This is a genomic window from Pontibacter sp. 13R65, assembly GCF_047525655.1.
In the GTDB taxonomy this organism is placed as follows: Bacteria; Bacteroidota; Bacteroidia; order Cytophagales; family Hymenobacteraceae; genus Pontibacter.
The window spans coordinates 384,235-397,047 of sequence record NZ_JBLIQL010000002.1; the positions used below are offsets into that span (position 1 = coordinate 384,235).

Genomic DNA, 12,813 nt, shown 5'->3' on the forward strand with positions numbered 1-12,813 from the left:
GCCCGGTATTAACCGCAGCGCCTTTTTATGCTTTTTTCTTTTAACTATTAAATTCTACTAGGGTCGCCATCCTGCTCCTGATTAGTAGATGTGCTATCAAGCGGCTGGTCAGAGCTCCGGATTCCATTCACACTGTCGTCCATGGCTGTATCGCTTCCTTCGAATTCGAAGCCTGGGCCTTGGGCATAAGATTCTTTGCTGTCAGGATCTATAGCACCATAGCCAGTAGCTTCACTTCCACCAATATGCATGTTCTCGAGCTTGTCTTTTTGATCATCACGCTCAAGATCTCCGCCTCTGCCCACATTTCGTTTTGCACTTGGGTCAGGCTCGTTCCCAATGGTCATGCGTTCATTAAAGTCGTCATGGACATTCTTAGGCTTACCAGGCGTATTTTTTTTATCTTCATCATGTATGGCCATAATTCATTTATTTTGTTGAGTTAGTTTATACGTTCCACAACAGTACATGTTCCTGAGCAAGTACTCCAGAACTAATATAGACTAACTCTATTGATAGCTGAACTGTAAGTAAAAGGCACTGCATACGCATATGGCTCGTTTACAATCTGCTATATTTGCAGTAAATTGGCACCACTTACTCAATTTATCTGTTACAGATAAAAATTAAATCTCCGTTTGCATGAATTTATCTAAAATATACGACCCACGGGAAATGAATTCATACCAGTTTGTGGCTGCCACAGGTTTGGTTATGACCATTGTAGCTCACGTGATCCTGCTCCTGATTAATAAGCAGGTAGAAAGCTTTGGCTACTTATATCTTTGTTGGTTCGTCTTTTTTAGTGCGGGAACCTTTGCTAACTTTAGAAGCAAGCCTGATGATCATGGTCATCACCATCATCATTAAACGATTTAGTTACCTTTCTTCTTCAAATTGGAGCTATTTAGGTGCTATTTAGCCCTTTATTGTGCACTCTGGGGGCTGACATTAAATATTTTCAATAAATTTGAAACCGCATCAACTAAATCTTCGTATATTTAAACGGCTAAAAGTTGAAAATTATATTTTCAAAAAATTGAAGAGGTTCCCTTGAAAAAGGAATCTCTTCTTTTTTTGTCCTTGAATTTAGATTAATTCAGCTTACTCTATAAAGCAGATAGCTCCAGCCCCTGCTTTCCCTTCAAATATCAGAAAGACCTCCTTCATAATAAATTACTTTCAAGTAAAAGATTAATATTCTACGGCTAAAAATCTTATTCATTTAGTCTCATTTTACAACTCCCCTAACCTCCTGATAATAACTATATTCAGAAATTCTGAGCCTAAACGTATTTTTTTACCTATAAACAGGTATTGTATATAAACTTATTAAATCGGATATTTACAAATAATAATCTAAATGATTATATAAAACATCTCATCTCAACCTATATGCAAAAGACTACTACATCATTAAGTAAGCGAGAAAAAGAAATTCTAGAGCTGATTGCAAAAGGGTATAGTAGCAAAATGATGAGTGAAGAGTTGAAAATTACAGAATTGACTGTTCAAACTCACCGTCGAAATATGCTCCGGAAAATGAAGATGAGCAATTCTATGGAATTATTAAGTTGGGCTTATAGTACCGGAATACTTATTGCCTCCTAAAAGCTTGGTTCCCCTTGCAGGTCTTGCATTAGTCTGCTAAAACCTTCTATAAGGCTGCCTTCTTTTTAGCATACTTCTTATCCTCGCACTTGATTAAAACTACTATGTCCAGCCTGTTTACAGATAGAACCTCCATTTTGTGCAGCTCCATTAATTACGAAGAGCAAAGGCTTCAGGCATTAGAGCAATATAACATCTTGTACACCGCTGCGGAGGAAGAATTTGATGTACTGGTGGCCTTAGCCTCTACTATCTGCGATACCCCTATCTCCTTAATTAGCCTGATAACACACGACCGGCAATGGTTTAAAGCCGGTATCGGGCTGGAAATTGAAGAAACACCACTGTCGGTGTCTTTTTGCCAGTATGCTATTAAGCACGACGAGGTATTAGAAGTACCAGACGCTTTATCAGATATTCGTTTTTATCAGAACCCCTTTGTGGTTGGCGAACCTAAAATAAGATTTTATGCTGGTGCACCGCTAGTAAATAAAGACGGATTTAAGCTAGGTACATTATGTGTAGTAGACCTTATTCCCAAAGAACTTACAGAAAAGCAACGATTAGCTCTTGCTACTCTCGCAGAACAGGTAGTGGCACATCTGGAGTTGAGGCGGATGAAGGAACAATTGGAGTTAGAAAAGCAGCAACTTGTAAAAGCCTGGAACCTGTTACAACAGGTACATCAGATGCCATACTTATCAGGATTGAAGTCTTCACTTAGCACTGTCCATTATTTGACAAATAAATTGGAGACGGCAGTTTTAACACAAAACCTTCCTGCAGCTGCAAATTGCTTACGTTCCCTAAAGGCTCAGTTGCAAAACCTGGAAACAGGTCTGGACCATAAGGGTAGTTAAGATAGCGTCATGGTTATTTAAAATGCCTCTCTTGTTGCCCAATTAATCCGGCTGCTAGTAAGCTTACCTATATATGAGATTACGCCTCCTTTTTAATTCGCTTTCAAATATATCAATCCCAATTTCAACTTTTTCTAATGAAATGAGCCTTCCGGAACAAAAAAAGGCCTGACAAATGCCAGGCCTTCCGGTATATTATAAAGTCAGTAAATTACTTTACTTTCTCAACGATGCTTTTGAAAGCTTCCGGGTGATTCATCGCCAGGTCAGCAAGTACTTTGCGGTTCAAGTCGATGTTTGCCTTTTTAAGGGCTCCCATAAGGGCAGAGTAAGATAAACCGTGCTCACGTGCACCAGCGTTGATACGTTGGATCCACAAGGCTCTGAAGTCTCTCTTCTTTGCTTTTCTATCGCGGTAAGCGTAAACTAAACCTTTTTCAATTGCGTTTTTCGCAACTGTCCAAACGTTTTTACGACGGCCAAAGTAACCTTTGGCCATTTTCATCATTTTTTTTCTTCTGTGTCGTGCTGCTACGACATTGACCGATCTTGGCATTTTTTTAAAGTTTTAGCGACTGGTGATTAAGGATTAATCTTCAAAAAACCAGGCACCGGGTTCGTACTATTTAATTAACCTTCTAATTCTGGGAATTAGATTTGAAGCATCAGTTTCACTCTGTCCATGTCAGCGCTGCTAACAAGGCCAGTATGAGTTAAGTTACGCTTCTGCTTAGTCGTTTTCTTGGTCAGGATGTGGCTTTTGTAAGCGTGCTTACGCTTAATTTTGCCAGTACCTGTCAAAGAAAAACGCTTCTTTGCACCAGATTTTGTTTTAACTTTTGGCATGAGTATATAATTAATTGAAATGAATTACTTCTTAGGAGCTGCTACTTTCGGAGCAAGGATCAGGAACATTCGTTTTCCTTCCAGCTTCGGCAACTGCTCAACTTTAGCTAAATCTTCCAGTGCTTGGGCAAATTTCAGAAGCAGGATCTCTCCTCTTTCTTTAAACACGATCGTTCTGCCCACAAAGTGAACATACGACTTTATTTTGAAACCGCTCTCCAAAAAGGCTTTGGCATGCTTGAGCTTAAACTCAAAGTCATGATCATCAGTATTCGGACCAAACCGAATCTCCTTGATCACCACTTTTTGCGCCTTAGCTTTCATCTCACGTGTTTTTTTCTTCTGCTCGTACTTAAATTTCGAGTAGTCGATCACACGGCAAACCGGTGGGTTAGCTGTTGGTGAGATTTCAACTAAGTCCAGATTCTGCTCATTAGCCATCTGTTGGGCCACACGCAGAGGATAGACGCCCTGCTCTACATTGTCTCCAACAAGCCTTACTTCTCTGGCAGTAATTTTATCATTGACTTTGTATGGCTCTTCTACCTTTCCTCGTGGAATGTAGCGCCTATTGTTGCTAGTAGTAGCTATAGTATTACCTCCTTTAATGATTTAGTTTGCACAATCAGGCTGCAAATATCGCAAATATTATATCAAGAAAAAAATATTTACCTTATTTGTTAAGAGCCTCCGCTATTTTAGCTTTAAACATTCCTGTAAATTCTCCGATGGTCATGGTACCTAAGTCGCCTTCGCCGTGTTTACGAACCGAAACAGATGTAGCTTCCTGCTCCTTTTCGCCCACTATCAACATAAATGGCACTTTGCCCACTTCCGCATCCCGGATTTTTCGGCCGATTTTTTCATCACGACTATCGATGTACCCTCTGATATCTTCCTGCTCCAGCGCTTCTTTAACTTCCTGTGCAAACTCCTGATACTTTTCAGAAATAGGCAGAATAGCATATTGCTCAGGGCTTAGCCAAAGCGGGAAGTTGCCACCACAGTGCTCGATCAACAGTGCCACAAAACGCTCCAGGGAGCCGAATGGTGCCCTATGGATCATTACTGGGCGATGCTTCTGGTTATCAGCACCAATATATTCCAGTTGGAACCTTTCTGGTAAGTTATAATCAACCTGAATAGTTCCCAACTGCCATCTTCGACCTAAGGCATCTTTTACCATAAAGTCGAGCTTTGGTCCGTAAAACGCAGCCTCGCCTAATTCGGTTACAGTGCGCAGTCCTTTCTCGGCAGCCGCCTCTACTATAGCACTCTCCGCTTTCTCCCATACTTCGTCAGTACCAATATATTTGGTCTTGTTTTCAGGATCTCGCAAAGATATCTGGGCAGTAAAGTCATCAAAACCAAGTGCTTTAAATACATACAGCACCAAATCAATCACTTTAATAAATTCCTCCTTCACCTGGTCCGGACGGCAGAAGATGTGTGCATCATCCTGCGTAAAGCCGCGCACGCGGGTTAAGCCATGCAATTCGCCGCTTTGCTCATAGCGGTACACTGTACCGAACTCGGCAAACCGCACAGGGAGCTCTTTATAGGAGCGTGGGCGGGTTTTATAGATTTCGCAGTGGTGCGGGCAGTTCATTGGCTTCAACAGGAACTCCTCCCCTTCGTTTGGAGTCTTTATGGGCTGAAAAGAATCTGCACCGTATTTCTCGTAGTGCCCAGATGTAACATACAGCTCTTTGCTGCCAATGTGCGGCGTTACCACCGGCTGATAACCCGCACGCTGCTGGGCTCTGCGCAGAAACTGTTCCAGGCGCTCACGCAAAAGCGTGCCTTTAGGCAGCCACAGCGGCAATCCCATTCCTACTTTCTCAGAGAAAGTAAACAGCTCGAGCTCTCGGCCTAATTTGCGGTGATCGCGCTTTTTAGCCTCCTCCAGCCGCTCCAAGTACTCTGTAAGCTCTTTTTGTTTTGGGAAAGTGACACCATAGATACGGGTCAGCTGCTTGCCTTTATCATCGCCGCGCCAATAAGCTCCGGCCACGTTCATCAGCTTGGCCGCTTTAATAAATCCTGTATTCGGAATATGTGGCCCGCGGCACAGATCTACAAAATTACCCTGAGTGTAAAACGTGATGGTACCATCTTCCAGATCTTTAATCAGGTCCAGCTTATAGTGGTCGCCCTTCTCCTCAAAGTAGGCCACCGCCTCTGCTTTTGAGACTTCTTTGCGTGTAAACTCGCTTTTGCTTCTGGCAAGTTCCAGCATTTTCTGCTCTACCTTTGCAAAGTCGTCTTGTGAGAAATGCTGCTCCCCAAGGTCCACATCGTAGTAAAAGCCATTTTCGACAGGAGGCCCTATTCCGAATTTTACTCCCGGATAGAGCGCTTCTAATGCTTCCGCCAACAAGTGAGCAGAAGAGTGCCAGAAAGTATTTTTACCTAAATCATCGTTCCAGGTAAGTAACTGCACTTCGGCATCCTCGGTTATCTGGCGGCTCAGGTCCCAAACAGTGTTATTCACTTTGGCGGCAAGCACATTTCTGGCAAGCCCTTCGCTTATACTTTGCGCTATCTCCAGGCTGGTTACGCCTTGCTCGTACTGGCGAACGGAACCATCTGGAAGTGTGATGTTGATCATGTAGTTCTATTTGATATTAAAATCCAATATCTTAAGTTTCTCCACAGTGGCGGTGTCTGTGATTGTTCTTCGCCCCTCAATTTTATACTTCAGGCGGCTGATGCTCTGGTTAGCATAGCTATACCGTGGGTCTAAGGCAACAAGCCGTTGGTATTGCTCCAATGAATTTCTGTACAAACCAACCCGTTCATAAGCATTTGCCAGTGCACTGATATAAACTGGGTTTCTTTTGTATTTCCTGTTAGCCTGCTCAAAATGTGATATGGCTCTTTCATTGTCGCCACGCTTATACAATGCATAGCCGTAATAAAAATGTGCTTCCTGCAACGTGTCGTTTAATGCAACCGCTTTTTCAAAGTGCACAAAGGCACTATCTGGCTTTTGCTGCTCCTGAAGTAACCGCCCTTGATACAACCATAGTCTGGCATCGTCTGGAGCCAGCTTTATAGCCGATCTTACAAACTCTCCTGCAACTGTGTATTCTTTTTTGGCCAAGTATAGACCTGCCAGTTCCCTTTGCGGCTCCATGAATTCCGGTGCCTGCTCCAGTGCTGCCTTATAATTAGTGATGGCCCGGCTGGTATCAGCAGTTTCGGCCAAAATACGACCATTGTAGTACAAAGCGTATTCATCAGCCGGTGAGATCTCTAAGGCTCTTCTTACATATTCACGGGCTTGCTTTATATTTTTTCGCTGCAGATAAAGCTCACTTAGTAATACATACAGCGAAGCACTTTGATAGGAGTTTCGCTCTGCCCGTAGTGCCAGCGGTAAAGCCTCTTCAGGCTTATCCAACATATAAAGCACCTGTGCTTTTACAAACAGGGAGGCTGGATTGTTTTTAGAAAGTTTTACGGCTAAATCCGCATCATCTAAAGCCTCCTCAAGTTCTCCTTTGCGAAGCAGCACAATAGCCCTTCTGGCATACAGGCTTCCGTCATTTTTGGAGCGTTCGATGGCGGCAGTTAAGTTCGTCAGTTGTGCCTCGGGGTTGTCTGTAACCACCTCCAGGTTCACCATCTCTTCTTTTCGGCCCTCATCAGAGGTGCAGGCAGCGTGGCTAAAGAGCAGCACTATGCCTATAACCCAACTAAAAGCCCCTACTCTCATCTGCTAATAAACTTTTGCTGCACCAGTAATCAAATGCTAAATTATATATATTTTCCTGAAATAACGAAAAACATACGCTGCATCAACACAAGTAAAAACAAAAGAAGCCTGCATCTAGATTAGAAACAGGCTTCTTTTGTGGTGGCAGAAAATATTAACGGGCTTGATCTTCTAGCATTATTTTGCACCTTCTGCTCAACTCATATTCTTCTTTAGTTTCCATGTTCACAGTCAAGGCCTCCTTCAGCACATTAACACAGGCCTCCTTTTCTTTCATTTCCTGATAAATAGTGGCCAGATCGTAATAATACCGGATGTTTTGCGGACTAATAGCAATGGCTTTCTGTAAGGATTGAATAGCATCTGAATTGGTTGTTTTCTCTGCAATACCACCAAAAAACATTTTAGAAGCGGCTATTTCGGCAAAATTCAGATTAGCCATTTTGTACTGCCACCTTCCCATCAGGTGCCAGGCCCCTGCGTGATCCGAGCGGCAGGCTAATGCTGCATCCAGATAGTTTTTTACCTGATTTGTCATTTCCAGCCTTTGCTTTGGGCCAAGAACTGTAGCCAAGTTGCTCATAGATAGCGCCATCAGATAATTTGTTTCAGCATCGGTAGGGTTAAGCCCATGTGCACGAGTTGCCAAATCTTTGGCTTTACTAAAATGCTCCATTTGCCTCGTATCATTGGCACTATACCGATCGCCTATACGATTATGAAGTAGGCTTGCTTTACACAAGGCTTCAAAATTATCGGCAGATAAGGCAAGCACCTCCTCATAAATCCTAAGGGCCTCAGTTTCTTTATAGTTATTCAGCAAAAACTCTGCACGCTGCATCAGTTGCTCGTGGTCGTAAGAGCCACCACTACTGGCACTTACCTGCAAGGCAGGTAGTGCCAGCATTAGCAAACTCATTATAATATAAGTTGTTAAAAATCTTTTCATATGTAAACTTGACACTAATTATCGTTTGTTAAGATAGATAATAGAAAAGACAAAAACAACAAAAGTATTATTCCTAGAATAAATTAATCTGTTTCTTTTCTTTTAAGGTTATTTTTGTACTTTTATCATCTATGTTATTTTGTACGGTTTCTGCGATAACAGGTTGGTCTCCACTTACTTTTGCAGCTTCCTCAGCCAATTGTCTCAGCTCGGCAGGAACTTCCACACCACTTCGCTTAGTGCCAGCACTTTTTTTAGTACCAGTCTTCTCTTCCTGATGCTGAAACTCCTGCTTTGGCACATCTACCTCTAGTATTTTGTAGTAGTTTAACTTATTACCCATCGCCTTCCAGCCTTTCACATCAATAAACTCGCTGAGTAGAATTTTTTCTGCTTCTTTATCGCTTTTCCGGTCGCGTTTAAATTTAATTTCTGCCAGCGGCTGCGGATGGGTAGACACTGCTTCCATTCTGGAATTTTTGCTTTCAGAAATAAATATAAAGCGTTTTCCAATGGTAGAAGTCTCTATCTTAAAGCGTTTTACATAATAGTTTTTATTCTCACCTTCGTAATAAATGGTCGAAATCACCAGCTCTGGATCATATTTCTGCAGCACCTTAATTTTTTCGACTGTGTAATGATTAGCCAAATCGAAGGAAGTCAGCTCGTAAGAGCCGTCTTCGTATATAACCAGAATTGTATCGTCGGTGTTGAAAGAACCCAGATAGCGGCCTCTGCCTTCGGTGTTCAACCTGCCAATTACCTCGTCGTAGAAAATTTCGCGCCCTCCCAGGGTAGAGTTACCCAGGCTCTTCTGCACTACTTTTTTAACAGGATATTTTGTCACGATATTACCATTGGAACCTTTGCCTTTTATCATCAGCTCGGCAAAGTCAAAATCAAAGATTTTGTTACGTGCCGATGCGGAAGAGGCCAGAGTAAGAGTAACTACTTCCGACTCTGAGTTGGGGTTAGAGGTGAGGTAATGCACCTTAGATCCCTTTTCTCCTTTGGTAAGATCATATTCTTTATCGCGGGTAATCGATTTTACAGAGAAGCGCTTTGCGTATGACACACCCGACTTGCCGTCTACATAAATCATGTTGTAGACCATGTGCTCGTCGTTTTTGTTGTAAACACCTGCCAATATAATATCTTTCCCCACGAAGGCTTTCTCGGCTACTTTGGTTACTGTAAACTTGCCATCTTTGCGGAACACGATTATATCGTCCATATCAGAACAGTCGCAAACAAATTCGTCTTTGCGGAGGCCGGTTCCGATAAAGCCGTCTTTGGCGTTCATGTAAAGCTTCTGATTGGCAATAGCAACGTTCTGCGCGTTAATCACATCAAATGTTTTCACTACAGTCCGACGCTCCTTACCTTGTCCGTATTTTTTCAATAAGCCTTCAAAATAAGCAATGGAATAGCGGATCAGGTTTGCCAGGTTATCATCTACCTCAGCCATCTCCTCTTCCAGCCTGCGGATGTACTCATCGGCTTTAAAGGAGTCGTATTTAGAGATTCGCTTTATCTTTATTTCAGTGAGCCGAATAATATCGTCCTGCGTTACTTCGCGGCGCAGCAGGGGCTTGAATGGATCCAGACCTTTGTCAATCGCCTCGAGCACTGCCTCCCAGGTTTCACATTCCTCTATGTCGCGGTAAATCCGGTTTTCGATAAAGATCTTCTCCAGAGACGAATGATGCCATTTGTCTTCTAGTTCTGCTTTGCGAATCTCCAGCTCCCGCTTCAGCAGGTCTACAGTTTTGAAAGTAGAAATGCGCAACAAATCATCCACATTCATAAAATGTGGTTTGTCGTCTATAATAACACACGTGTTCGGCGAAATAGACACCTCGCAATCAGTAAAGGCGTAAAGTGCATCAATGGTAAGATCAGGAGAAACACCTGGCGGCAGTTGCACATGTATCTCCACCTCTGCGGCCGTGTTGTCTACTACCTTCTTAATCTTGATCTTGTTATTCTCGCTCGCCTTTACAATCGACTCCATCAGCCCGGTGGTGGTAACGCCATAAGGCACATCCCGGATGATCAGCAGCGTTTTGTCTATTTTCTCAATAGTGGCCCTTACGCGTATTTTGCCGCCTCTGGCTCCACCGTTATAGTTGGTAACGTCAACCTGCCCTCCTGTCAGGAAGTCGGGCAACAGCTGTGTCTTGCGGCCTTTAAGTACATCAATAGAGCCTTTAATGAGCTCCTTGAAGTTGTGCGGCATTACTTTGGTAGATAAACCTACCGCTATACCCTCTACTCCCTGTGCCAGCAGTAACGGAAACTTGACCGGCAAGGTGACCGGCTCATTTTTGCGGCCATCGTACGACAGCTGCCACAGCGTCGTCTGCGGGTTAAACACTACATCGAGCGCGAACTTAGACAGACGAGCCTCAATATAACGCGAAGCAGCTGCACTGTCGCCGGTGCGTACATCGCCCCAGTTACCCTGCGTTTCTATGAGCAGGTCTTTCTGGCCAAGTCCCACCATGGCATCGCCAATAGAAGCATCGCCGTGCGGGTGGTACTGCATGGTCTGCCCTATTACGTTGGCTACTTTGTTAAAGCGGCCATCGTCCATCTCTTTCATGGCATGCAGAATACGGCGCTGCACTGGCTTCAGACCATCTTCAATGGCTGGTACGGCACGCTCCAGAATTACGTACGAGGCATACTCGAGGAACCAGTTTTCATAAAGGCCCGATACAGGTGTTACGTTATGGATGGTTTCTTCCTCGCCATCTGTAAACTCCACCTGCAGTTCTTCTTCCCTTTCTATTTCTTCGTTATTCAACTCGTCGTTATGCATAAACTTCTTCTACTATGTCTTTCTCTATCTTCAGGTTATCAATAATAAAATTCTGACGCTCCGGAGTATTTTTGCCCATATAATAGCTCAGAATTTTCTGAATAGTGGTGTCCTTCTGCAGAATCACCGGTTTTAGTTTGATGTTGTCGCCGATAAACTTACCAAACTCATCAGGCGAGATTTCTCCCAACCCTTTAAAGCGAGTTATCTCTGGCTTTTTGCCGAGCTTTTGAATGGCTTCCTGCTTCTCAGTTTCGTTATAGCAGTATATGGTTTCCTTTTTGTTGCGAACCCTGAATAGCGGCGTTTCTAAAATAAACACGTGCCCGTTTCGCACCAGGTCCGGGAAAAACTGCAGGAAGAAAGTGAGCAGCAGCAGGCGAATGTGCATGCCGTCTACGTCGGCATCGGTTGCGATTACCACGCGGTTATAACGCAGCCCCTCCAGGCCTTCCTCTATATTAAGTGCATGCTGCAGCAGGTTAAACTCCTCGTTCTCATACACCACTTTCTTCTTCAGGCCAAAGCAGTTCAAGGGCTTACCCCGCAAACTGAAAACGGCCTCAACATCAACGTTTCGGGATTTCGTAATAGAGCCGCTGGCAGAGTCACCTTCTGTAATGAAAAGCGTGGAGAGTAACGGTTTTTCGCCTTTGTCTTCGTTGAAGTGAAGGCGGCAGTCGCGTAGTTTGCGGTTGTGCAGGTTGGCTTTTTTGGCACGCTGGTTAGCGAGTTTTTTTACGCCGGCCATATCTTTGCGCTCCCGCTCACTCTGCTCAATTCGTTTCTTCAGAGCTTCTTTTGTTTCAGGATACATCCTCAGGTAATTGTCGAGGTGTTCCTTTATAAAGTCGGTAATAAAGCCGTTAACTGTAGGGCCATCTGGTCCCATGTCAATAGAACCTAGTTTTGTTTTTGTCTGAGACTCGAACACCGGCTCCTGCACACGAACAGAAATGGCACCTATTATAGAAGCCCGTATATCGGAAGCATCATAATCTTTACCAAAAACCTCCCGCACCGTTTTTACCACGGCGGTTCTAAAAGCTGTCAGGTGCGTACCGCCCATGGTTGTGAACTGTCCGTTCACGAAAGAGTAGTACTCTTCGCCATAGTCGTTACCATGCGTCAGGGCAATTTCTATATCCGGACCTTTCAGGTGAATGATCGGGTAGCGCATGCTCTCTTCATCGGCTTTGTTGCGGAGCAGGTCCAGCAGGCCGTTTTCGGAGTAAAACTTCTTGCCGTTAAAGTTGATGGTGAGGCCGGCATTCAGATAAGCATAGTTCCAGATCTGGTTCTCCAGGTAATCGGGGTTGAACTGATAGTTCTTAAAGATGGTATCGTCTGGCGTAAAAACAGTGAGCGTACCGTTGCGTTGGCTAGACTCCTGCAGGTCCTGGTCGAGCGTGAGAACACCACGTTCAAACTCTGCCGCTTTCATTTTGCCATCGCGCACCGACTGTATTCTAAAATGGCTGGAGAGCGCATTTACAGCCTTTGTACCTACCCCGTTTAAGCCTACAGATTTCTGGAAGGCTTTGGAGTCGTACTTGCCGCCGGTGTTAATTTTGCTCACGCAATCGATTACCTTGCCTAGCGGAATACCACGACCATAGTCGCGCACCTGTACTTTATGGTCAGAGATTTTAATGTCGATGGTTTTACCAAACCCCATCACGTGCTCATCAATGGAGTTGTCGATCACCTCTTTCACTAAAATATAAATACCGTCGTCTGCAGATGAGCCGTCTCCGAGCTTGCCAATGTACATACCAGGGCGCAACCTGATGTGCTCACGGGGTTCGAGGGAACGAATGCTGTCTTCGTTGTAATTATGTTCTAACTCTGCCATGTTGTAAGCGTAAGTGTATTTGTTTAGGAAAAATCAATTCGAAATATAAAATAAAAGTTAAAGAGAGCCTTACCTGCACTTGCTGCATGCTCCTGCCATCCTGCGAAAGGTTAATTTACTAATTTTTTTAGTTTATTAAAACTCCTC

At 43.8% G+C, this 12,813-nt stretch carries 12 protein-coding genes; 3 read left to right on the forward strand and 9 right to left on the reverse strand.

Features of this window, described 5'->3' with window-relative positions; all coding sequences use genetic code 11:
- Nucleotides 1-47: 47 nt before the first annotated feature.
- On the reverse strand, nucleotides 48-422 hold the full coding sequence (locus ACMA1I_RS04070; protein WP_337067010.1) for a hypothetical protein: 375 nt from the start codon (nucleotides 420-422) through the stop codon (nucleotides 48-50).
- A gap of 253 nt (nucleotides 423-675) precedes the next feature.
- Between ACMA1I_RS04070 and ACMA1I_RS04075 the strand changes: the two genes are divergently transcribed.
- The 3 genes from ACMA1I_RS04075 to ACMA1I_RS04085 all read left to right on the forward strand — a co-directional run bounded on the left by ACMA1I_RS04075 (nucleotide 676) and on the right by ACMA1I_RS04085 (nucleotide 2,471).
- On the forward strand, nucleotides 676-870 hold the full coding sequence (locus ACMA1I_RS04075) for a hypothetical protein (protein ID WP_337067011.1): 195 nt from the start codon (nucleotides 676-678) through the stop codon (nucleotides 868-870).
- A gap of 525 nt (nucleotides 871-1,395) precedes the next feature.
- Nucleotides 1,396-1,611: a response regulator transcription factor gene (locus tag ACMA1I_RS04080; protein WP_337067012.1), complete on the forward strand. Its 216-nt coding sequence runs from the start codon at nucleotides 1,396-1,398 to the stop codon at nucleotides 1,609-1,611.
- A gap of 104 nt (nucleotides 1,612-1,715) precedes the next feature.
- Entirely contained in the window at nucleotides 1,716-2,471 is a 756-nt protein-coding gene (locus tag ACMA1I_RS04085; protein ID WP_337067013.1) for a GAF domain-containing protein, read from the forward strand.
- A gap of 211 nt (nucleotides 2,472-2,682) precedes the next feature.
- On the opposite strand, the gene rplT is transcribed toward ACMA1I_RS04085, so the two are convergent.
- The 8 genes from rplT to ACMA1I_RS04125 form a co-directional block, all read right to left on the reverse strand.
- Nucleotides 2,683-3,027 (reverse strand): 50S ribosomal protein L20, encoded by a 345-nt coding sequence (gene rplT, locus ACMA1I_RS04090; RefSeq protein ID WP_337067014.1) that lies wholly within the window; start codon nucleotides 3,025-3,027, stop codon nucleotides 2,683-2,685.
- Between the two features lie 95 nt (nucleotides 3,028-3,122).
- Nucleotides 3,123-3,317, reverse strand: coding sequence for a 50S ribosomal protein L35 (gene rpmI / locus ACMA1I_RS04095; protein ID WP_007656420.1), 195 nt, complete (start codon nucleotides 3,315-3,317; stop codon nucleotides 3,123-3,125).
- 24 nt (nucleotides 3,318-3,341) lie between these two features.
- Nucleotides 3,342-3,878 (reverse strand): translation initiation factor IF-3, encoded by a 537-nt coding sequence (infC, locus tag ACMA1I_RS04100; RefSeq protein WP_147921767.1) that lies wholly within the window; start codon nucleotides 3,876-3,878, stop codon nucleotides 3,342-3,344.
- A gap of 112 nt (nucleotides 3,879-3,990) precedes the next feature.
- Entirely contained in the window at nucleotides 3,991-5,928 is a 1,938-nt protein-coding gene (thrS, locus tag ACMA1I_RS04105) for a threonine--tRNA ligase (RefSeq protein ID WP_337067015.1), read from the reverse strand.
- Between the two features lie 6 nt (nucleotides 5,929-5,934).
- Nucleotides 5,935-7,038, reverse strand: coding sequence for a tetratricopeptide repeat protein (locus ACMA1I_RS04110; protein ID WP_337067016.1), 1,104 nt, complete (start codon nucleotides 7,036-7,038; stop codon nucleotides 5,935-5,937).
- 154 nt (nucleotides 7,039-7,192) lie between these two features.
- On the reverse strand, nucleotides 7,193-7,987 hold the full coding sequence (locus ACMA1I_RS04115; RefSeq protein WP_414703863.1) for a tetratricopeptide repeat protein: 795 nt from the start codon (nucleotides 7,985-7,987) through the stop codon (nucleotides 7,193-7,195).
- Between the two features lie 73 nt (nucleotides 7,988-8,060).
- Nucleotides 8,061-10,811 carry a DNA gyrase/topoisomerase IV subunit A gene (locus tag ACMA1I_RS04120; RefSeq protein ID WP_337067018.1) on the reverse strand — a complete coding sequence of 917 codons (2,751 nt, stop codon included), beginning with the start codon at nucleotides 10,809-10,811 and terminating at the stop codon, nucleotides 8,061-8,063.
- Nucleotides 10,804-12,666, reverse strand: a complete 1,863-nt coding sequence (locus tag ACMA1I_RS04125; protein WP_337067019.1) for a DNA topoisomerase IV subunit B — start codon at nucleotides 12,664-12,666, stop codon at nucleotides 10,804-10,806. The genes ACMA1I_RS04120 and ACMA1I_RS04125 overlap by 8 nt, the downstream gene beginning before the upstream one ends.
- Between the last annotated feature and the right edge of the window lie 147 nt (nucleotides 12,667-12,813).

Excerpts from the sequence above, each read along its gene's own strand:
- ACMA1I_RS04070 (WP_337067010.1), bottom strand. The coding sequence starts at position 422 with ATGGCCATACATGATGAAGATAAAAAAAATACGCCTGGTAAGCCTAAG.
- ACMA1I_RS04075 (WP_337067011.1), top strand. The coding sequence starts at position 676 with ATGAATTCATACCAGTTTGTGGCTGCCACAGGTTTGGTTATGACCATT.
- ACMA1I_RS04080 (WP_337067012.1), top strand. The coding sequence starts at position 1,396 with ATGCAAAAGACTACTACATCATTAAGTAAGCGAGAAAAAGAAATTCTA.
- ACMA1I_RS04085 (WP_337067013.1), top strand. The coding sequence starts at position 1,716 with ATGTCCAGCCTGTTTACAGATAGAACCTCCATTTTGTGCAGCTCCATT.
- rplT (WP_337067014.1), bottom strand. The coding sequence starts at position 3,027 with ATGCCAAGATCGGTCAATGTCGTAGCAGCACGACACAGAAGAAAAAAA.
- rpmI (WP_007656420.1), bottom strand. The coding sequence starts at position 3,317 with ATGCCAAAAGTTAAAACAAAATCTGGTGCAAAGAAGCGTTTTTCTTTG.
- thrS (WP_337067015.1), bottom strand. The coding sequence starts at position 5,928 with ATGATCAACATCACACTTCCAGATGGTTCCGTTCGCCAGTACGAGCAA.
- ACMA1I_RS04110 (WP_337067016.1), bottom strand. The coding sequence starts at position 7,038 with ATGAGAGTAGGGGCTTTTAGTTGGGTTATAGGCATAGTGCTGCTCTTT.
- ACMA1I_RS04115 (WP_414703863.1), bottom strand. The coding sequence starts at position 7,987 with ATGAAAAGATTTTTAACAACTTATATTATAATGAGTTTGCTAATGCTG.
- ACMA1I_RS04120 (WP_337067018.1), bottom strand. The coding sequence starts at position 10,811 with ATGCATAACGACGAGTTGAATAACGAAGAAATAGAAAGGGAAGAAGAA.
- ACMA1I_RS04125 (WP_337067019.1), bottom strand. The coding sequence starts at position 12,666 with ATGGCAGAGTTAGAACATAATTACAACGAAGACAGCATTCGTTCCCTC.